The sequence below is a fragment of the Eremococcus coleocola DSM 15696 genome (genome assembly GCF_000428865.1).
GTDB lineage: Bacteria > Bacillota > Bacilli > Lactobacillales > Aerococcaceae > Eremococcus > Eremococcus coleocola.
Window position 1 is genome coordinate 19,581 of record NZ_AUAT01000011.1, and the last position, 20,099, is coordinate 39,679.

The following is a 20,099-nucleotide window of genomic DNA, read 5'->3' on the forward strand; positions in this document are numbered from 1 at the left end:
ATAAGACAAATTTCAATAGTCAAACTTATGATGGATCATCTCATACTAAACAAAATATAAGATAAAACAAAAAAAACACCTAGGACTTTTGCAAAGCAAAAACCTAGGCGCATTTTACAGATGATAAAATTAATTATTTAGCTAAACGTTCAGCCACAACATCCCAGTTAACAACTTTCCAGAATGCATCGACATAGTCAGGACGAACATTACGATATTTTAAGTAATAGGCATGTTCCCAAACATCAAGACCAAGTAATGGTTTTTTACCATCAGTAATTGGGTTATCTTGATTTGGTGTTCCCACAACTTCAAACTTACCATTATTATCAACTAACCAAGCCCAACCAGAACCAAATTGTCCAGTTGCTGCCGCTTTAAATTCTTTTTTGAAGTCTTCGAAAGAACCAAAGTCAGCTTCAATCTTCTTCAATAAGTCAGCCGGAACCTCGTTGTTATCAGAAGGAGCTTGCATTTCATCCCAGAACAAGGTGTGATTTAAGTGACCACCGCCATTATTACGAACAGCCGTCCGAATTTTTTCAGGAACATCATTTAAATTAGCAATAATTTCTTCGATTGATTTAGATTCTAGATCCGTTCCTTTAATCGCATCGTTTAATTTAGTTACATAAGTATTATGATGTTTATCATGGTGAAGTTTCATTGTTTCTTCATCAATCACTGGTTCTAATGCGTCGTATGCGTACGGTAATTCTGGTAATTCAAAAGCCATTTTACATTCCTCCTAGTTTTTTCTTGATACTTTAATAATATCATTCCTAGGTGAAAGCTCAATTAATATGCTCAATTTAAGACTTATTTTTCTTTCTTGTTAGCTTTTAATCTGGCAGATTTATCTAAGATTTGTTTCCGTAAACGAATACTCTCAGGGGTAACTTCACAATATTCATCTTCATCCATAAATTCAATGGACTCTTCAAGGGTTAGAATCCTTGGTTGCTTAATTACGGCTGTTTGATCTTTGGTGGCTGACCGAACATTAGTTAAATTCTTAGCCTTAGTAATATTAACAGTTAAGTCATTTTCACGGCTGTGTTCACCAACAATCATTCCACCATAAATATCAGTACCAGGCATCACAAAAATAGTTCCCCGATCTTCTATATTCATAATAGAATAAGTTGTCGCTTGGCCAGATTCTTGTGCCACTAAAGCCCCATTCCGACGCCGACCAATCGAACCATCAACCATAGGCCGGTATTCATCAAAAGTATGGTTTAAGATACCATAACCCCGAGTCATAGACATAAACTCAGTAGTAAAACCAATCAAACCACGGGCTGGAACCAAGAAAACAAGCCGGACTTGACCATTGCCAGTATGGACCATATCTGCCATTTCTGCTTTACGAGTACCCAACGCTTCAATGATTGACCCCATATATTCTTCTGGCGTATCAATTTGGACCCGTTCAAACGGTTCACATTGGACTCCATCAACTTCACGGACAATAACTTTTGGCCGTGAAACTTGAAATTCAAAGCCTTCCCGACGCATATTTTCAATTAAAATCGATAAATGTAATTCCCCGCGACCAGAAACAACAAAGGTATCAGGCGCCGTTTGTTCTACACGTAAGGATACATCGGTTTGTAATTCTTGCATTAAACGGTCTTCAAGATTACGGGCCGTTACAAACTTACCTTCGCGACCCGCAAAAGGAGAATCATTGGTTCTAAAGGTCATTTGTAGAGTCGGTTCATCAATATGTAGTAAAGGTAGTGGATCAATATGTTGGCTATCAACAACAGATTCACCAACAAAGATATCATCCATACCAGATAAGGCAATTAGGTCACCGGCTTTAGCTTCTTGGATTTCCACCCGTTTTAAGCCAAAGAAACCATGCATTTTTGTCACGCGGAAGTTTTTATGGGTACCGTCAATTTTCACTAAAGTTACCGAATCACCCACTTTAATTTTTCCACGGAAGACCCGACCAATCCCAATACGACCCACATAATCATTATAGTCTAAGAGGGAAACTTGGAATTGTAAAGGCTCATCAGAATTATCTTCTGGTGCTGGTATATGCTCAATTACCGCATCAAAAATTGCATCCATTGATGCTTCTTGATCGGCTGGATCATCTGATTTAGAAGATGTTCCGTTTAAGGCAGAGGCATAAACCACTGGGAATTCAATTTGTTCATTATCCGCTCCCAATTCAATGAATAAGTCCAAGACTTCATCCACAACTTCAGCTGGACGGGCTGAAGGTTTATCAATTTTATTCACGACAACAACAGGTATTACCCCTTGTTCTAAAGCTTTCTTCAAAACAAACCGAGTTTGCGGCATAGTTCCTTCATAAGCATCAACAACTAAAACTACTCCATCTACCATGGATAGAATCCGTTCAACTTCACCACCAAAGTCCGCATGCCCGGGTGTATCCAAAATATTAATCCGGGTTCCTTTATAGTCAACTGCGGTATTCTTAGCTAGAATCGTAATTCCACGTTCCCGTTCAATATCATTAGAGTCCATGGCTCGTTCATCTAATTTAGCCCGTTCGTCTAAGGTTGACGATTGTTTTAATAATTCATCAACCAAGGTTGTTTTACCGTGGTCAACGTGGGCGATAATTGCGATATTACGAATGTCATTTCTTTTTGTCATTTAATTTCCTCTTTTACTTTGATTGCTTATGCGTTTAATAATTGGATTGCTTCTTGATGAACTTGGGGACTGGCGAATACGACTGTGGAAGCTTCTAATAAATCTAAAGCTTGGCCTTGACGGTCAGTGACTTTTAAGCCTAATTCTTTGAAAATAGCTAGACCTGCTGCAAAATCCCAAGGTTGTAACCGGGATGCATAATAAATTGACGCCTCACCTCGTAAGATAGATATAATCTCTAGCGCTGCAGAACCATAACCACGAACACCAAGCGCACCATTAACCAGAGCTTGAATCTGAGGATCACTTCCTACTAAGTGATATTGGTTTATATTTAAGAGACTATCCGCTAAAGACGTGTCTAGGGTTGGCACAAGTGGCTGATCATTTAGAAAAACCCCTTCGCCATTGATGCCGTAATAAAGGTCATCTTTCATTACGTCATAGATATAACCGGCTTGGGCTTGGCCATCCTCAAAAATCCCGATCATCGTTCCAAAATTATTAGCTTGCTTAACAAAATTTAAGGTGCCATCAATGGGATCAATAATCCATAAAACACCCTGAGTTGAAGTCAAATTATGGCCATGCCCTTCTTCTCCCAAAATTTGATCATTAGGAAAATAGTGGTGAATTTGGTCAATTAGGTAGGCTTCGACGGCTTTATCCATTTGGGTGACTAAGTCAGCTCGACCGCTTTTTTCTTCAATCTCTAATTCGCCTTGCAAGGCTGTCCGTAGCATATTGCCCACCTGGGCTATCCAAGTTTGAACGAGATGGTGCCGTTGATAATTCATTATTACACTTCCAATCTTATTTTATCCTTGGCGGAGACTTGCTTGTTCAAAGCATCTTTCATCGCTTTAACCACTTGATAGGTCGAATAACCACTCGTGGTTTTAAAGTCTCGATCAATTTGCTTCTCTTCACTCTTGGAAGGGACGACCGCTTTGAACTTTGCATAGCTGGCTTGAATTGCAGCTAAACTATTGCCACCTTGGTAGACTTTCTCAACCGCCACTAAAAAATTAACCACATCAATAATTTCTTCTGTAGTCCACTGATTTGAAATGGGGTAGGTATATGATTGAGGCATAGCTTCCTCCTTCCACGAATTGTTAATACTACTATACCGCATTTAAAGCTAAAAATAAAAACGAAAACGTTATCAAATATGATTATCTGCTTTTTATAAAACTTTTACCCATATTTACACATAAGTCTTTTCAGCTTACAAATGTAACTTGGTTCTTTATACTAAGCGTAGATATTTTTTAGTTTTTCAAGTAGAGAGTGTGAATATATGACTTCAAACCAAGAAAAGCAAACTATAGACCATACATATAAAGCGAAACTTAAACAATCTGAATCATCAGGTTCAAGCCATCTTGCTTCCGAAAGCAAGACAAGCCAGACTCAAGTTAACCACTCTCAAATGACCCAGCATGACCACATAGACCATCACCATACGATGGATAATCATGACCACCATAAGATGAAAGACCATGACCATCATGACTCTATGGAACTCCATCATACCATGGAAAGTCATGACCACAACCATATGGGCCACCATCATCATGGCAATTTTAAACAACTTTTTCCGGTCTCTTCCTTTTGCCCTAATTATCATGGTGATTTCACAAATGGGTTCACTTAAGTTGCCTTTGCAATTTACCTTTCCTTACTCGGACATTTTAGCACTCATCTTGACAACAATTTTATTATTTATCGGTGGCAAACTATTTTTCCAAGGAGCATTATCAGAATTTAAACAGAAAGCCCCTAGCATGATGGCCTTAGTGGCCATGGGCTTAGCAGTTTCTTATGGCTATTCCTGCTTTGCCATCATTCATAGCTATTTAAGTGGACAGTCCCAAAATGAACTTCTTTTTGAATTTGCTTCTTTGATTTTGATTATGGTGCTCGGCTATTGGCTAGAGATGCGGGTCGTGACCCAAGCTGGCAATGCCCAAGAATCGCTTGCTCCCCTTGGGATTATCATAAGTCCTGCTTGAAGTGGAATTCTGATATCTCTTCAACGATCATTGTCGCTTTAAATACTATCAATTTAAAAATTAAGTAAATTCATCTCATTAAAAAGGGAAGCAGTCTCAACCGAGACTACTTCCCTTACATTTAGTTTATTTCTAAGCTAAAACGTTTTATAACTACTTTACATTAGATTTTTTATGTTTAGCAACATTAATCTGATTAATCGCCCGTTCCAAAGAAATTCGTGCCCGTAAGTAAGAAGACTGATCTTGTCGACTCAAGGCTTCTTGCATATCCGCTTCAGCTTGATTTTTCATGACTTCGACATGAGCTTGATCCACATCTCGGGCCCGAACAGCAAATGAAGCAGCTATATCCACATTATTATCGTGGAAAGTCAAGGCACCCCCATTAATTGCAATATAATCCGGTTCCTCACTATTTAAACGTGTAACAATTACAGCGCCAATATCAAGGACTGTTACCAAAGGTAAGTGATTGGGTAAGATTGTCAACCAACCATCAATCGCATGGACACGACAGGACCGAGCATGGTGAGCATAAACCTCTCCATCAGGGGATAAAATATTGACCGTCAACATTTTACCTTCGTTTGTATCCGCCATGTAATTACCTACTTTCTTTATCTTTAGGCATCAGCATTAGTATTAGAATCTTCGCTCGCAGTCTCACTGTTTTGACTACCATAATCCACACCCATATCGCGGGCTTTAGCAATCGCTTGATCGATGTTACCAACATTCCGGAAAGCTTCTTCAGGTAAACTATCGTACTTACCTTCCAAGATACCTTCGAAACCATCTAAACATTCTTCAATTGACACAAAAGAGCCTGGTAGGCCCGTAAAAGCTTCTGCCACGTGGAAGTTTTGGGATAGGAATAATTGAATCCGCCGTGCCCGTGATACGGTTACTTTTTCTTCATCTGAAAGTTCTTCAACCCCCAAAATTGCAATAATATCTTGAAGTTCGTGATATCGTTGTAGGGTGGTTTGTACTTGACGAGCAATCCGATAATGGCGTGGGCCGACAATTTCTTCACTTAGGGCAACAGATGTTGATTCTAGCGGATTCACCGCCGGATAAATCCCTTGTTCGGTTAATTTACGATCCAGGTTAGTCGTCGCATCCAAATGGGTAAAGGTAGTTGCTGGCGCTGGGTCAGTATAATCATCGGCTGGCACATACACCGCTTGAATAGAAGTGATGGATCCATCCTCGGTAGAGGCAATCCGCTCTTGCATTGCCCCCATTTCTGAAGCCAAAGTTGGTTGATACCCCACCGCAGATGGCATCCGACCGAGTAAGGCTGAAACTTCTGAACCTGCTTGCGTAAACCGGAAAATGTTATCCACAAAAAGCAAAACATCTTGTTTCATTTTGTCCCGGAAATATTCAGCCATCGTTAAGCCTGTTAAGACGGTCCGCATCCGTGCTCCTGGTGGTTCATTCATTTGACCGAACACCATGGCAGTCTTTTTATCAACACCAGAGTCACGCATTTCAAAGACGAGGTCATTCCCTTCCCGAGTCCGTTCACCAACCCCAGTAAAGACTGAAATACCATCTAACTCTTGGGCAATATTATGAATTAACTCTTGGATTAAGACGGTTTTACCAACACCGGCACCACCGAAAAGACCAATCTTACCTCCTTTTAAATAAGGAGCTAAAAGGTCAATGACCTTAATCCCTGTTTCTAAAATTTCATATTCTGAAGATAGATTTTCATATTTTGGAGCATCACGATAAATTGATTTTAATTCGTAATCAGCCTCAAGGTCACCCTTGTCATCAATTGTGTGCCCTAAAACATTGAAAACCCGTCCTAAGGTCGCTGGACCTGCAGGAACTTTGATAGTTGTTTCCCGGTCAGCTACTAACATTTCCCGTGACAAACCATCGGTGGCTGACATAGCAATGGCACGAACAATTCCATCCCCTAAGTCTAATTCAACTTCTAATACTACGTTCTTTGGATTATTTAAATCAGCTTCTGTAATTGTGGCTGGATCTTGATTAGGCACAATTACCAGAGCATTATGAATCTCAGGAATCCCCTCGGAAATTGGAAACTTTACATCCACAACCGGGCCAATAACCTGAGCTATTTTTCCAATTCTCATCTGTTTATCCCTTCTTTTCCTTCACTTGTGCATTGGCACCATTGGTAATCTCAATAATTTCGTTCGTAATTCTCTTTTGCCGTTCATGATGGTATTCTTGTTGCAAATCTGCGATTAATTTCTCAGCGTTATCAGTTGCTTGACCCATTGCCTGCATCCGCGCAGATTGTTCTGCGGTTTTGGCATCAATCACTGCTCCGTAAATTTGAGTTTGAGCATATAATGGTAACAAGAAATCTAGGACTTGGTTGACATCAGGTTCAATTAGTACTTGCGGATCAACCTTATCTTTATTTTCCTCATGAAGGTGCCGAATATTTTCGGGACTAATCGGTAGAATCCGTTCAAAACGATATTCATTCACTAAAACATTAATTGAGTGATTATAGCATAAGTATAATTCATCATAAGTCTTATCCTTAAATAAATTAACAGCTTCACGAATAATATTTCTCACTTCAGTAAAGCTAGGATAATCTGACAAATGATAACGTTCATAAGCCAAATGATAGCCATTTTCCCGGCAGAATTTAGCAATCGGTGCCCCAATGGCTAGTACTTCAATTTGATCTTTGCGGTATTTACGCGCCTGATCACGAAATTCTTTTAAAATTGAAGTATTATAATTACCGGCTAACCCTTTATCTGAGGTGATTACTAGGAAACCAACTTTATTGACAGGTCGAACTTCCATCATACTATGAAAGTTAATAAGACTATCATTATTTCCATCCTCATCCACTACAGGACTGGCATCTAAATCATATTGAATATCTGGTCGAATAACCGAAGAGACCATCTCTTTAATCTTTTGACTATAAGCATCATACTTGGCAGATTCTATCACAATACTGTTATATTTAGTTGTTGATACCAATCGCATGGCATTTGTGATTTGAGAGGTTTTTTGAATTGAATTCATTTTCTTTTTTATCTCATTTAAAGCCATTCTTGTATCACCTACTTTTATTGGATTTCAGCATGATAGGTTGCCATAAATACTTCCTTAAATTGATTAATTAAATCGGTCAATTTATTTTCATCAACTATGACTTCATTATCTTCAATTGATTGAAGCACTTCGGGATGTATTTCCTCTAAATGACTAAATAAAGCTGCCTCAAAATCACGTAAGTCTTCCACTTCGATACCTTCAAGTAAATGATGGGCTAAGGCATAAAGAATTACAACTTGCTTAGGCATTGATAAAGGTTTATGCGCTGATTGCTTTAACAATTCAACCGTGCGTTTACCACGGTCTAGGTTTTTCCGAGTCATATCATCCAAGTCAGAGCCAAATTGACTGAAGGCTTCTAATTCACGGTAAGCCGCCAAGTCTATCCGGAGAGTACCTGAAACTTGTTTCATAGCCTTCACTTGAGCTGCTCCCCCCACCCGAGAGACTGAAAGCCCAGCATTAATGGCTGGCCGCACGCCAGAATTAAAGAGGTCATTTTCTAGGAAAATTTGACCATCGGTGATTGAAATCACGTTAGTTGGAATATAGGCAGAGATATCACCGGCTTGAGTTTCGATAATTGGTAGCGAAGTAATTGAACCCCCACCTAATTCATCATTTAACTTGGCTGAACGTTCTAATAAACGGGAGTGCAAGTAAAAGACATCCCCAGGATAGGCTTCCCGTCCAGGTGGCCGTTTTAAAAGTAGGGACATTTCACGGTAAGCTGCCGCCTGCTTGGTCAAATCATCATAAATGATCAAAACATGTTTCCCTGCATACATAAATTCTTCTGCCATAGCAGTCGCTGCATAGGGTGCCAAGTACAATAAGGAAGACGGTTGTGAGGCAGAGGCAGACATGATAATCGTATAATCAAGCGCATCATACTTCCGTAAAGTATTCACAATATTTTTAACCGTAGATTCCTTTTGACCAATGGCTACATAAATACAAAGTACATCTTGTTCTTTTTGGTTAATAATTGCATCAATGGCAATGGTGGTTTTACCAGTTTTCCGGTCCCCAACAATCAATTCCCGTTGGCCACGTCCAATTGGGACTAAGGCATCAATCGCCTTGGTTCCTGTTTGTAAAGGTCGTTTTACAGACTGGCGGTCCATAATAGACGGAGCTTCTGCTTCAACCGGACGTGTCTTCTCAGTCTCAATTGGACCTTCACCATCAATTGGTTGACCCAAAGGATTAACTACTCGACCAAGTAAATTATCACCTACTGGTACTTCCATGACCTTGTTTAAACGGCGAACTAAGTCACCTTCATTGATATCATGGTAGTCCCCAAATACAATAACCCCAACTTCATCAATTTCTAGGTTCTGTACCATTCCAATTGACCCGTTAGGAAATTCAACCATTTCACCTTGCATAGCTTTATCCAAACCATGGACACGAGCAATCCCATCCCCAATATAGACAACCGTTCCAATTTCTTCCATGTGGTGTGTGGCATCAAATTGATTGATTTGTTTAAGTAGGCGTTTTTCTAAATCTTTTTTATCCAAGAATAAACAACCTCCTTTTAGCTTTTAGCATGAAACATATCATGCATATGTGATAATTGCTGACGTCCACTGACCTCAAAGTAATAAGATTCACTTTGAATAGAAACTCCCGTAACTAAATCAGGATCAATAATTTCATTGACTTCTCCCAATGGACGATCAATTTTCTTAAGAAATAGGGCAATAATTTGACGTTTTTCCGCCTCTGTCAAAGGCACGACTGAGCGAATAGTCAAATTTTCAACTTCTTGACTTTCATCTTTTTTTATACGACCGGTTTTTTCGTCATATTGACGATATTGGTCCATAATTTGATCGACAAATTGACTATAGGTCGTTTCTTTAACATTATCCATGTTTAACTTCCTCTTCTAATCTATGAATAAAATCATTAATTAAACGACGGTGGTCATCTTCATTAATTTCATGTTTAATAATTTTTTCTGCAATTTCAACTGAAACTGAAGCAATGGTATCTTCCATCTCAGCCAAAACTTCTTGACGTTCTCGTTCTATTCTTCTTTGGGCTTGTGCTTTCATGGCATCAATGTCCTGATTAGCTTCTTGTTTCAACCGAATTTTCAATTCTTCGCCTTGTTTTTTTGCATCATTGACAATTTTATTGGCTTCAACTCGTGACTGAGTTAATTTTGCCTGGGCCTCTTTATTAGCTTTTTCAGAAGCAGCCTTTAAATCATGTCCTTCATTTAACTCTTTGGTGATTAAACGTTTCCGTTGATCTAATACATTCATTAAAGGTGTCCAAGCAAAACGATGCACACAAAAAATAAGGATTAGAAAAGAAATAAGTGTCATTAGTGCATGACCTAGGGCAGTTGGTCCTAATAAGCTTCCCATTTACAATTCCTCCTTGCTATTATTGGAAAACTAAAATAAAGGCAATAACAGCTGCCATAATCGGAATCGCTTCAATTAAACCAACCCCAAGTAACATAGTTGACCGAATTTTAGATTCCATTTCTGGTTGACGAGCCATAGATTCCAAAGCCTTAGAAATTACCAAACCATTCCCAATTGCCGCACCGAAAGCGGCAAGTCCAATTGCAATTGCAGCAGCTAAACCATTCATATTTTATCAATTCTCCTTTATGCTTCTTCTTTTTCTTCAACGTGATGAATCACTTTATGAGACAGGTATACAATGGATAAGTTTACAAAAATATATGCTTGCAAACAGCCGATAAAGACTGAAAATGCTTGCCATACCATTTGTAAAGGAATTCCAATTGGCCAAGTAGCAATTCCAAAAACATTTCCTAATTCAGCGATCAATTTCAATAGAATTTCACCCGCAAATATATTACCAAACAAACGTAATGAAAGAGTCATCATATTAATGACTTCTTCAAGAATATTATAAGGCAAGAGTGCCACTGGCTGAGCATAGGTTAAACGGAAATGTTGGAGCAAACCATATTTCTTTATTCCAAAATACTGTGATATCAGATTCATCGAAACCGCCATGGCTAAACAAACAGCTAATTCTGCTGTAGGTGATTTCCAATAAGAAATACCATCTGCTTCGACTAAAATTGGTAACCCCAACAAATTAGAGACCAAAATAAAGAGAAAGACGGTGATTGCCACTACCATGTGGGCAGGCTCCATACTATCTCCCAAAGCATCTTTAACCACACCTTCAACTAAGTTCACAATCCATTCAAAAGCTAGTTGAATTTTACCTGGATTTTCAACGGATAAGTTGCGTGTAAATAGGAAGCAGAGTGCAATTACTATGACCACAGCAGCAATCATCGATAAGACTACATTCAAACCGACCGGAATGCCGAGTAAATTAATAACTACTGTTCCATCCACTTTTCTACCTTCTTTCTAGCAATAGTCTAGTGATTGCTTGTGAGCTTACAATAACAAGACACAACCACAAGTGTTTTTATTGTAACACTTAATTTAGAATTTTACATTAATCATCCTTAAATTAATAGTATTTTATTGCCCACCTATATAAAAAATTTTTAATGGTGTCTATTTTTATCTATATCAAAATTATCTAAGACTATCTTGACATCTCTTAAAAAAGGAAAGAGCCTGAGCCCCATAAATACAAGGATAATCCTAGTTTCATGAGATTCAAGCTCAAAAATTATTAAATTTTTTATACGTGGATTGGCATACCTAAAGCTAATTCAGCCGTATCCATAGTAACTTCGCCTAAAGATGGGTGACCATGAATAGTTAAAGCTAAGTCTTCTGCGTTCATACCAGATTCAATAGCTAATAGTAACTCAGTTAAAACTTCTGAAGCATTAGGACCCACAATTTGAGCACCAACAATAATATTATCTTCTTTAGTTGTCACTAAACGTAAGAAACCTTCTGTTTGATTTAATGATAAGGCACGACCATTACCACCAAATGGGAATTTAGAAGCTTTAACATCTAAACCAGCTTCTTTAGCTGCTTTTTCAGTATAACCTGCAGCGGCTACTTCTGGATCTGTGAAGGCAACACTTGGCATAGCAACATAATCCACTTCATCTTTATGACCAGCAATCGCTGCAGCCGCAACTTTACCTTCATAAGAAGCTTTATGTGCTAAGGCAGCACCGGCTACGATATCACCAATGGCATAAATATTCGGCTTATTAGTCCGACCTTGTTTGTCGACTTCAATTAGACCACGATCGGTCATCTTGATACCGGCAATTTCTAAGCCCATTTCATCTGTATTTGGACGACGACCTACGGAAACTAGGACATAATCTGCATTGATTTCTTCAGCTTTGCCATCAATTTCATATTTAACCGTTACAGAGTCACCATTATCAACGGCTTCTTTAGCCATTGCATTAGTATGAATGGTCATATTACGGTTCTTCATTTCTTTTTCAACAACCCGAACTAGGTCTTTTTCAAAGGTTGGCAAGATCTGAGGCGAACCTTCTAAGATAGTTACTTCAGTGCCCATGTTAGCATAAGCCATACCTAATTCAGAACCGATAACACCACCACCAATGACAACTAATTTACCAGGAATTTCTTTTAGGTTCAAAGCACCTGTTGAATCGATGACCCGGCCAGCAAACTTAAAGCCTGGAATTTCGATTGGACGAGAACCGGTTGCAATAATGGCATTATTATAAGAATAAGATTGAGCACCCTCTTCATGCATAACCCGTAAATGATGTTCGTCTTGGAAGAAGGCATCCCCACGAATGATTTCAACTTTGTTCTTTTTCAATAACATTTCTACGCCACCAGTAAGTTTGGCAACGACGCTGTTATCTTTCCATTCTTGAGTCTTAGTGAAGTCAATTGCAACATCTTTAGCTGTTACACCGAAAATTTCAGAATGTTGAGCATTATGATAGGCGTGTCCTGCTGATATCAAAGCTTTAGATGGAATACATCCAACGTTTAAACATACACCACCAATATATTGGCGTTCAATAATCGCCACTTTTTGGCCTAATTGAGCAGCACGAATCGCAGCTACATAGCCACCAGGGCCTGCTCCGATAACAACTGTATCTAATTCAATTGCGAAATCTCCTACTACCATTTATGTAACACCTTATCCTTCCATTAATAACAATTCAGGGTCTGCTAGGTAACGTTTAATTTCATTCATAGCTTTCTGAGCAGTAGCACCATCAATAACACGGTGGTCATAAGATAATGATAATTTAATCATCCGACCCACAGCTAATTCACCATTTTCATCGACAATTGGTTGTTGCACGATTGATCCGAAGCCTAAGATAGCCACTTCTGGGTGGTTAATAATTGGAGTGAACCATTTACCACCAGCAGAACCAATGTTAGAAATAGTAATGGTACCATCACGCATTTCTCCAGCTGATAATTTAGAATCATGAGCCTTATTGGCTAATTCAGTAATTTCATCAGCAATATCAAACATTGATTTAGCGTTTGCATCTTTAATGTTTGGTACATAAAGACCATGATCAGTATCAGTAGCAATACCAATGTTATAATAATTATGGTAAACAATTTCGTTCGTAGCATCATCCAGTGAAGCATTTAAAATTGGGTATTTCTTAAGGGCAGCAACTAAGGCTTTAACGGCATATGGTAAGAAGGTTAGTTTGGTATCACGTTCTGCAGCAATACCTTTGAATTTCTTACGGTGATCCCATAGTTTAGATACTTCGATTTCATCAAAGTGAGTAACATGTGGAGAAGTATGTTTAGAGTTAGTCATTGCCTTAGCGATTGCTTTACGGGTACCTGACATTTTTTCACGGGTTGTCCGTTCTGCATTAGACACAAGTGGTGTAGCTTTCTTAGCTGGGGCTGTCTTTTCAGTTGCGGCACCTGCAGTAGCTGGAGCTGTTTTTTCAGCTGGAGCACTAGCAGTTTGGTTAGGGTTGAAGTTGTTAACATCAGCTTCAGTAACCCGGCCACCTTTACCTGTTGGCACTACTAAGTTGATATCAATGCCTTTATCACGGGCTAATTTACGTACAGAAGGCATGGCTAAGACATGACCTGCAGGAGAAGTGCCTGCTCGACCTGATACTTGACCTGGTTGACTTGCTGCTGCGGCTGGTGCTGCAGAGGCTGAGTCACTTACAGCAGGAGCTGCGCTTGAACCATCACCTTCAAAGTCAGGGGCATCAATTTCTACTAAAATGTCACCCACTTGCACAACCTGACCTGGTTGAGCATGAATTTTAACGATTTTACCTGCATAAGGAGTTGGTAATTCTTCAACTGCTTTATCATTTTGGACTTCAAGAATTATATCATCTTCAGCAACTGTATCGCCTTCTGATACTAACCAAGATACGATTTCACCTTCATGAATTCCTTCACCTAATTCAGGTAAGGTAAAGTTAAAATAGCCACTCGCTTGGCCAGGTTGGTCAGCTGCTTTAGTAGCTGGCAAATCTTCTTCGGCCGCCGCAGTCACAGCTGGTTCTTCAGGTAAATCTTCACCTTCATAACCTTCAGCATCAATTTCAATTAAGACATCACCCACGGTCACAACGTCACCTTCAGAAACTTTAATTGACTTAACTGTCCCAGTTACTGGAGTTGGTAATTCTTCGACTGCCTTATCGTTTTGTACTTCTAAAATAATGTCATCTTCAGAGATTGCTTGACCTTCAGAAACGAGAATCGAAACGATTTCGCCTTCATGAATTCCTTCACCTAATTCAGGTAATGTGAATTTAAATGCCATTTGTTTATTCTTCCTTCCTTTTACTTGAGAGCTCGATTGGTATCCTATTAGAAATCTGTTGTCTCTTTTACTTTTGCAACAATATCGTTAGCATTTGGCAACCAATCTTTTTCGGCCATACCAAATGGGAAGACTGTATTTGGTGCAGATACAAAACCAATCGGTGCTTTCAGTGATAAAACAGCTCTTTGAGAAATTTCAGAGATAACTTTTTCTCCGACACCGGCTTGACGTTGAGCTTCTTGTACTACAACTACCCGACCAGTTTTTTCGGTTGTTGCAACTAAGGCTTCAATATCTAATGGGTAAACGGTTCTTAGGTCGATAATTTCAGCAGAAATACCATCTTTTTCTAATTCTTCTGCTGCTGTGATTGCTTCACGCACCATGGCACCATAAGCAATAATTGAAACATCAGTACCTTCTTTAACAACTTTTGCTTTTCCTAAAGGAATCGTATAGTCATCTTCTGGCACTTCTTCACGGAATGACCGATATAATTTCATATGTTCTAAATAAACCACAGGGTCATTATCACGAATTGCAGAAAGTAATAAACCTTTTGCATCATATGGGTTTGATGGGATTACGACTTTTATACCAGGAGATTGAGCAATCAGACCTTCTAGGGAGTCCGCATGCATTTCTGGTGTAGCTACCCCACCACCAAATGGTGAACGAATGGTAATTGGTAAGTTACGGGTATTACCCATCCGGTAACGGGTCCGAGCTGCTTGTCCCACTACAGAGTCAAGTACTTCAAAAACGAAGCCGAAGAATTGAATTTCCATCACAGGACGGAAATTTTCAAGAGCGAGACCAATTGATAAACCACCAATACCTGATTCAGCTAACGGAGTATTAAAAACACGGTCTTCGCCGAATTTATCTTGCAAGCCTTCAGTGGCACGGAAAACCCCACCATTTTTACCCACATCTTCACCAAAAATTAAAGTGCGTTCGTCACTTGCTAAAGCGATATCTAAAGCATTAGTAATCGCTTGAATCATTGTCATTTGTGCCATTATTTATTCTCCTTTGCTTCGTATTGTTCAATTTGTTCAGCAATGATTGAATCTGGCGTTTCAAACATATTCTTCAAGAAATCAGATACTTTTTGAGGAGCTACAGATTCAGCTTCTTTGATTGCTGCTTTAGCAGTTTCTTTGGCATTAGCCACTACTTCAGCTTCTTTTTCTTCAGACCAAAGGCCTTTTTCAGTTAAGAAGATCCGGTAACGGTTTAACGGATCAAGACCACGCCAATGTTCTTGAGCACCTTCTGGTTGGTAACGTTTAGGATCATCACCAGACAAGGAGTGGGCACCATAACGGTAACATAAGGTTTCAATTAAAACTGGACCATTACCTTCAACCGCATATTCACGGGCTGCTTTAGCAACTGCATATACAGCTAAGATATCCATACCATCCACTTGGATACCAGGAATACCAGCAGCCACACCTTTTTGAGCTAAGGTTGGAGCAGCAGTTTGATATGCACGAGGCGTTGAGATAGCCCAACCATTATTTTGGATAACGAAGACAGCAGGCGCTTTAAAGGCACCAGCGTAGTTCATACCTTCATATACATCACCTTGAGAAGAACCTCCGTCACCTGTCCAAGTCATAGCGATTGCTTTACGACCATTTTTCTTAATACCGAGGGCAGCACCCGCTGCTTGAACATATTGGGCACCGATAATAATTTGTGGTGGATAAGCATGGAAGTCTTCAGGATATTGAGAACCTTCAACGTGACCTTTAGACCATAGGAAAGCTTTATATCTTGGCAAACCATGTTGCATTAATTGTGGTAAGTCACGGTAACCTGGGAAAATAACATCATCAGAAGTTGTTGCTGCAATAGTTCCAAGTTGAGATGCTTCTTGACCTGAGGTTGGAGCAACGAAACCTAGACGACCTTGGCGACTAAAAGCCTTCATCCGATCATTCCATTCACGGTAGAAAACCATATCCTCCATAAATTTAACTAACTCTTCATCGGTTAGTTCTGGCATTAAATCAGGGTTAACGACTTCTCCTTTTTCATTCAAAATTTGAACTGTCTCAAAATCAAAATTTTGAGGGTCTAACAATGCTTCAAAAGTAACTTTATTCGCTTGCTTAGCCATGAATTGTTTCTTCCTCTCTGAAAATAATAATACACAGTAAAAAAACTGTATTAATCTATGCTATAAATTTATCACTTATCTAGCTTGTTTGCAAGAATTCCCTCTTAGAACCAGTGTAGTTTTTGAGTGTTTTTCTTTAATAAAACCACCGATTTATCAGCTTTTTGTACCTACTTATCGAAAGCCACTGATTGATTGTTATCAATAATTTTAAATATTGTGAAATAGTACAGTATTTTAAAACTGTACTATTATTTTATAAATCAAAATAAAAAGTCCATTCCAGTCACATTTAGCTTGATTTTCAGTTTATTAATCTGTGCTTATTAAACTAATGATTAAAGACTTTGTGATTTAATGTTTAAAGTGTTTATTCCCATTAAAATTTCTTTTTAAAATTTTGTTCTTAATCAAATTATAATTTTGACGTCAAAAAACCACTTAAGAACCGAAAGGTCATAAGTGGTAAAAATTTGTATAAAGTTAACATTAACGCTCAACCCAATGGCCTGGTTGCACTTGCTTTAATTCAGCTTGAGCTGATAAGCTATTAGGATCAAATCGAATCCGTTGGTGGTTCCGCTCATAGTCAGGATCAGGTAGAGGAATCGCTGATAAGAGAGACTTGGTATAGGCATGTTGGGGATGATCATATAATTGGTCTGCCTCAGAAACTTCTAGTAAACGGCCATGATACATCATTCCAATCCGATCAGAAAAATATTTAACCATGGATAAATCATGAGCAATAAATAAGAAGGTTAAATTCTTTTCTTTTTTTAATTTCTCCAAGAGATTGATAACCTGGGCTTGGATTGAGACATCCAAGGCTGAAATAGGTTCGTCAGCCACGATAAAATCAGGTTTAACCGCTAAAGCTCGGGCAATACCGATCCGTTGCCGTTGGCCGCCCGAGAATTCATGAGGGTATCGACTGGCATGATTTCTATTTAAACCGACTTCTTCTAAAAGCTCAAAGACTTGGTCCGTCCGGTCCTTATCATTGGCTGCTAGGTGATGAATATCAATCCCTTCTGCAATGATATCTTTAACCTTTTTACGGGGATTTAAGGAAGCATAGGGATCTTGAAAAATCATTTGGACTCGCTTATTAAAGGCAAGAGCTGCCTTACGTCCTTTTAAATTGGCAAGGTCTTGGCCATCAAAAATTATTTTACCAGCAGTCGGTTGATATAAATTAACTAAGGCCCGTCCTACCGTGGATTTGCCTGAGCCAGATTCACCCACTAATCCGAAAGTTTCCCCCTGATAGATTTCAAAAGAGACATCATCGACAGCTTTGACTTGGGTGGGACGGCCTTGATTAAAATATTGTTTTAAATGGCTCACTTCAACTAAAACTTTATTTGTTGGCATCGAATCCCCCTACTTTCTTCTCTTTAAAATAAGACCATCTTTCTTTAATATTGACTGGTGGTTCCACATCAGGTGCATCCGGGTGAAGTAACCAGGTAGCAGCAAAATGGTCTTGTGACACTTGGAATAATGGGGGCTGCTTTTGAAAGTCAATGGCTAAAGCATATTCATTTCTAGGCGCAAAAGCATCACCTTGTGGTGGATTCAATAAGCTAGGCGGGGTGCCTGGAATGGCATAAAGCTGACCCTGAGAATTAGCTGTGGGCATCGCGGTTAACAACCCCCAAGTATAGGGGTGTTGAGGATTATAAAAAATATCATCAACTGATCCCATTTCGACAAATTTACCAGCATACATAACGGCAACCCGGTCAGCTACCTTGGCAACTACACCCAAGTCATGGGTAATAAAAATAATAGCCATGCCAAATTTAGCCTGCAAGTCTTTTAATAAATCAATAATTTGAGCTTGGATAGTCACATCGAGTGCCGTCGTTGGTTCATCGGCAATCAAGAGATCTGGTTGCCCTGCTAAGGCAATCGCAATGACAATCCGTTGTCGTTGGCCACCTGAAAACTGATGAGCATATTGCTTCAGTCGTTTTTCTGGCTCAACAATGCCACAGGCCGCCAATAAATGAATGGCTTCTGCTTGAGCTTCTTTAGCAGACATGCCCCGCTTTTTGATTAAAACTTCCGTAATCTGCTGGCCAATATTTAAGGTTGGATTTAAAGCCGTCATGGGATCTTGGAAAATCATAGCAATCTCATTTCCCCGAATGGTTTGCATGGTTTTATCAGATTTACCAACTAAGTCTTCTCCCTTATAAATAATTTTTCCTGATTCGATTTGGGCATTATCAGCCAATAGTCCCATTAGAGCACGGGTTGTGACTGTTTTCCCCGAACCAGATTCACCCACAATAGCCAGGGTTTCACCGGGAGCTACTTCAAAAGACACGCCACGTATGGCTTGAACTAAGCCATCATAAGTTTTGAAGGAAAGGGCTAAATTTTCTACTTGTAATAATTTATCATTTGTCATAGCTGCCTATTCCTCCTCTCTTGGATCAAAGGCATCCCGTAAACCATCCGCTAAAATATTAAAGGACAACATCAGGACAGAAATCATTAAGGCTGGATAACACATTAAATGAGGTAAGAAACGGAAGGTTTGATAGCCATCATTAATTAAGGTTCCTAGTGAAGCCTGAGGAGCGGGAATCCCAATACCAATAAAACTTAAGAAGGCTTCAAAAAAGATGGCCGATGGAATGGCAAACATAACTTGGACAATAATGATTCCCAGCATATTCGGTAAGATATGTTGGAACATAATCTTCAAAGGACTTTGTCCTAATACTCGGGCAGCAATCACGTATTCTTGATTTTTAAGTCGGAGGGTCTGAGCCCGTACAACACGAGACATGGTAATCCAAGATGTCAAAGCAATCGTGATAATAATAGATAAAAGACCCGGTCTTAGTAAAAGTAGCATTAAAACTACAATGACTAAATTAGGAATCCCGGTTAAAATTTCCAAAATCCGTTGCATCACCGTATCAACTTTACCGCCTAGCCAGCCAGAAATTAAGCCATAAATAATCCCGAGGACTAAATTAATTAAGGCAGCCACAAAAGCAACGATTAAGGAAATCCGAGTACCATGAAGAATCCGAGATAAGAGGTCACGACCTAAAGCATCTGTACCCAAAGTGAAATAAACATCTGCGGGGACACCTTTTTGCGCATACACATCATAGGCAATACCTGCCCGGTTCACCCCCATCCCGTCAAAAATACCAAATTGAGCTAACCAAGGGATTTTGGGAGCGAGTTTGGCCCATTCCGGATGTTGGGCATTGGGATCAAAAGGTGAAATCCATGGAGCTAGGAAAGCAACCCCTACAATAAAAATAGCAAAAAACAAGGCAATCATGGCACCCTTGTTCTTCTTTAAACGTCGCCAAGAGTCTTGAAAATAGTTCAAGGAAGATGCTTGAATCTGCTCATTAAGCTCAGAGTCAATTTTGATATGGCGTTCGAATAAATCAGGACTTAAATCGGACTGAGCTTGCAAGAGTTTTTGATTATAGTCAGAAGGATATAATTTTGTTAGGGCCATC

21 protein-coding genes are annotated in these 20,099 nt (G+C 39.3%); 2 read left to right on the plus strand and 19 right to left on the minus strand.

The genetic code is table 11. The features are described from left to right. Positions 1-133: 133 nt before the first annotated feature. From G396_RS0103440 to G396_RS0103455, 4 genes are all read right to left on the minus strand, one after another. Positions 134-736, minus strand: a complete 603-nt coding sequence (locus tag G396_RS0103440; protein ID WP_028125051.1) for a superoxide dismutase — start codon at positions 734-736, stop codon at positions 134-136. 83 nt (positions 737-819) lie between these two features. Beyond that, entirely contained in the window at positions 820-2,646 is a 1,827-nt protein-coding gene (typA, locus tag G396_RS0103445; protein ID WP_028125052.1) for a translational GTPase TypA, read from the minus strand. A gap of 26 nt (positions 2,647-2,672) precedes the next feature. Further along, positions 2,673-3,443 (minus strand): inositol monophosphatase family protein, encoded by a 771-nt coding sequence (locus G396_RS10065; RefSeq protein WP_034907488.1) that lies wholly within the window; start codon positions 3,441-3,443, stop codon positions 2,673-2,675. A 2-nt stretch (positions 3,444-3,445) separates the two neighbouring features. Further along, positions 3,446-3,742 carry a UPF0223 family protein gene (locus G396_RS0103455; protein ID WP_006418052.1) on the minus strand — a complete coding sequence of 99 codons (297 nt, stop codon included), beginning with the start codon at positions 3,740-3,742 and terminating at the stop codon, positions 3,446-3,448. Between the two features lie 207 nt (positions 3,743-3,949). Here G396_RS0103455 and G396_RS11360 point away from each other — a divergent pair, with 207 nt between their 5' ends. Together G396_RS11360 and G396_RS0103465 are read left to right on the plus strand one after the other, a co-directional pair. Next, positions 3,950-4,306: a hypothetical protein gene (locus tag G396_RS11360; protein ID WP_155857396.1), complete on the plus strand. Its 357-nt coding sequence runs from the start codon at positions 3,950-3,952 to the stop codon at positions 4,304-4,306. A 49-nt stretch (positions 4,307-4,355) separates the two neighbouring features. Further along, positions 4,356-4,664 carry a hypothetical protein gene (locus tag G396_RS0103465; protein ID WP_155857397.1) on the plus strand — a complete coding sequence of 103 codons (309 nt, stop codon included), beginning with the start codon at positions 4,356-4,358 and terminating at the stop codon, positions 4,662-4,664. Positions 4,665-4,817: 153 nt separating this feature from the next. Here G396_RS0103465 and atpC read toward each other — a convergent pair whose 3' ends face one another. The 15 genes from atpC to G396_RS0103540 all read right to left on the minus strand — a co-directional run bounded on the left by atpC (position 4,818) and on the right by G396_RS0103540 (position 20,098). Then, complete coding sequence (gene atpC / locus G396_RS0103470) at positions 4,818-5,267, minus strand: ATP synthase F1 subunit epsilon (RefSeq protein ID WP_028125055.1); 450 nt, start codon at positions 5,265-5,267, stop codon at positions 4,818-4,820. Positions 5,268-5,290: 23 nt separating this feature from the next. Continuing rightward, positions 5,291-6,787, minus strand: a complete 1,497-nt coding sequence (atpD, locus tag G396_RS0103475; RefSeq protein ID WP_028125056.1) for a F0F1 ATP synthase subunit beta — start codon at positions 6,785-6,787, stop codon at positions 5,291-5,293. A gap of 4 nt (positions 6,788-6,791) precedes the next feature. Next, positions 6,792-7,736: an ATP synthase F1 subunit gamma gene (gene atpG / locus G396_RS0103480; protein ID WP_028125057.1), complete on the minus strand. Its 945-nt coding sequence runs from the start codon at positions 7,734-7,736 to the stop codon at positions 6,792-6,794. Positions 7,737-7,753: 17 nt separating this feature from the next. Then, complete coding sequence (gene atpA / locus G396_RS0103485) at positions 7,754-9,232, minus strand: F0F1 ATP synthase subunit alpha (protein WP_245526823.1); 1,479 nt, start codon at positions 9,230-9,232, stop codon at positions 7,754-7,756. Between the two features lie 56 nt (positions 9,233-9,288). Next, the gene (locus tag G396_RS0103490; RefSeq protein WP_006418020.1) at positions 9,289-9,627 is read right to left on the minus strand and encodes a F0F1 ATP synthase subunit delta; all 339 of its coding nucleotides are present in this window, start codon (positions 9,625-9,627) and stop codon (positions 9,289-9,291) included. Continuing rightward, positions 9,620-10,129: a F0F1 ATP synthase subunit B gene (gene atpF, locus G396_RS0103495; protein ID WP_028125058.1), complete on the minus strand. Its 510-nt coding sequence runs from the start codon at positions 10,127-10,129 to the stop codon at positions 9,620-9,622. Before atpF ends, G396_RS0103490 begins: the two co-directional genes overlap by 8 nt. Before the next feature lie 19 nt (positions 10,130-10,148). Further along, on the minus strand, positions 10,149-10,361 hold the full coding sequence (gene atpE, locus G396_RS0103500) for a F0F1 ATP synthase subunit C (protein WP_006418038.1): 213 nt from the start codon (positions 10,359-10,361) through the stop codon (positions 10,149-10,151). A 17-nt stretch (positions 10,362-10,378) separates the two neighbouring features. Continuing rightward, positions 10,379-11,110: a F0F1 ATP synthase subunit A gene (gene atpB, locus G396_RS0103505; RefSeq protein ID WP_034907491.1), complete on the minus strand. Its 732-nt coding sequence runs from the start codon at positions 11,108-11,110 to the stop codon at positions 10,379-10,381. A gap of 298 nt (positions 11,111-11,408) precedes the next feature. Beyond that, positions 11,409-12,815, minus strand: a complete 1,407-nt coding sequence (gene lpdA / locus G396_RS0103510; RefSeq protein ID WP_028125060.1) for a dihydrolipoyl dehydrogenase — start codon at positions 12,813-12,815, stop codon at positions 11,409-11,411. Between the two features lie 12 nt (positions 12,816-12,827). Further along, complete coding sequence (locus G396_RS0103515) at positions 12,828-14,462, minus strand: dihydrolipoyllysine-residue acetyltransferase (protein ID WP_028125061.1); 1,635 nt, start codon at positions 14,460-14,462, stop codon at positions 12,828-12,830. A 47-nt stretch (positions 14,463-14,509) separates the two neighbouring features. Further along, a complete protein-coding gene (locus G396_RS0103520) occupies positions 14,510-15,487 on the minus strand; it encodes an alpha-ketoacid dehydrogenase subunit beta (protein WP_006418051.1) in 978 nt (325 codons plus the stop codon). Continuing rightward, complete coding sequence (pdhA, locus tag G396_RS0103525; protein ID WP_006418039.1) at positions 15,487-16,596, minus strand: pyruvate dehydrogenase (acetyl-transferring) E1 component subunit alpha; 1,110 nt, start codon at positions 16,594-16,596, stop codon at positions 15,487-15,489. Before pdhA ends, G396_RS0103520 begins: the two co-directional genes overlap by 1 nt. Before the next feature lie 489 nt (positions 16,597-17,085). Further along, positions 17,086-17,973, minus strand: a complete 888-nt coding sequence (locus tag G396_RS0103530; RefSeq protein WP_028125062.1) for an ABC transporter ATP-binding protein — start codon at positions 17,971-17,973, stop codon at positions 17,086-17,088. Further along, a complete protein-coding gene (locus G396_RS0103535) occupies positions 17,960-19,018 on the minus strand; it encodes an ABC transporter ATP-binding protein (protein WP_006418023.1) in 1,059 nt (352 codons plus the stop codon). The genes G396_RS0103530 and G396_RS0103535 overlap by 14 nt, the downstream gene beginning before the upstream one ends. A gap of 6 nt (positions 19,019-19,024) precedes the next feature. Then, positions 19,025-20,098 (minus strand): ABC transporter permease, encoded by a 1,074-nt coding sequence (locus tag G396_RS0103540; RefSeq protein ID WP_034907494.1) that lies wholly within the window; start codon positions 20,096-20,098, stop codon positions 19,025-19,027. Position 20,099 lies beyond the last annotated feature (1 nt).

Bases quoted from the DNA above. Each gene is read 5' to 3' on its own strand.
- G396_RS0103440 (WP_028125051.1), bottom strand. From the start codon at position 736: ATGGCTTTTGAATTACCAGAATTACCGTACGCATACGACGCATTAGAA.
- typA (WP_028125052.1), bottom strand. From the start codon at position 2,646: ATGACAAAAAGAAATGACATTCGTAATATCGCAATTATCGCCCACGTT.
- G396_RS10065 (WP_034907488.1), bottom strand. From the start codon at position 3,443: ATGAATTATCAACGGCACCATCTCGTTCAAACTTGGATAGCCCAGGTG.
- G396_RS0103455 (WP_006418052.1), bottom strand. From the start codon at position 3,742: ATGCCTCAATCATATACCTACCCCATTTCAAATCAGTGGACTACAGAA.
- G396_RS11360 (WP_155857396.1), top strand. From the start codon at position 3,950: ATGACTTCAAACCAAGAAAAGCAAACTATAGACCATACATATAAAGCG.
- atpC (WP_028125055.1), bottom strand. From the start codon at position 5,267: ATGGCGGATACAAACGAAGGTAAAATGTTGACGGTCAATATTTTATCC.
- atpD (WP_028125056.1), bottom strand. From the start codon at position 6,787: ATGAGAATTGGAAAAATAGCTCAGGTTATTGGCCCGGTTGTGGATGTA.
- atpG (WP_028125057.1), bottom strand. From the start codon at position 7,736: ATGGCTTTAAATGAGATAAAAAAGAAAATGAATTCAATTCAAAAAACC.
- G396_RS0103490 (WP_006418020.1), bottom strand. From the start codon at position 9,627: ATGGATAATGTTAAAGAAACGACCTATAGTCAATTTGTCGATCAAATT.
- atpF (WP_028125058.1), bottom strand. From the start codon at position 10,129: ATGGGAAGCTTATTAGGACCAACTGCCCTAGGTCATGCACTAATGACA.
- atpE (WP_006418038.1), bottom strand. From the start codon at position 10,361: ATGAATGGTTTAGCTGCTGCAATTGCAATTGGACTTGCCGCTTTCGGT.
- lpdA (WP_028125060.1), bottom strand. From the start codon at position 12,815: ATGGTAGTAGGAGATTTCGCAATTGAATTAGATACAGTTGTTATCGGA.
- G396_RS0103515 (WP_028125061.1), bottom strand. From the start codon at position 14,462: ATGGCATTTAAATTCACATTACCTGAATTAGGTGAAGGAATTCATGAA.
- G396_RS0103520 (WP_006418051.1), bottom strand. From the start codon at position 15,487: ATGGCACAAATGACAATGATTCAAGCGATTACTAATGCTTTAGATATC.
- pdhA (WP_006418039.1), bottom strand. From the start codon at position 16,596: ATGGCTAAGCAAGCGAATAAAGTTACTTTTGAAGCATTGTTAGACCCT.
- G396_RS0103530 (WP_028125062.1), bottom strand. From the start codon at position 17,973: ATGCCAACAAATAAAGTTTTAGTTGAAGTGAGCCATTTAAAACAATAT.
- G396_RS0103535 (WP_006418023.1), bottom strand. From the start codon at position 19,018: ATGACAAATGATAAATTATTACAAGTAGAAAATTTAGCCCTTTCCTTC.
- G396_RS0103540 (WP_034907494.1), bottom strand. From the start codon at position 20,098: ATGGCCCTAACAAAATTATATCCTTCTGACTATAATCAAAAACTCTTG.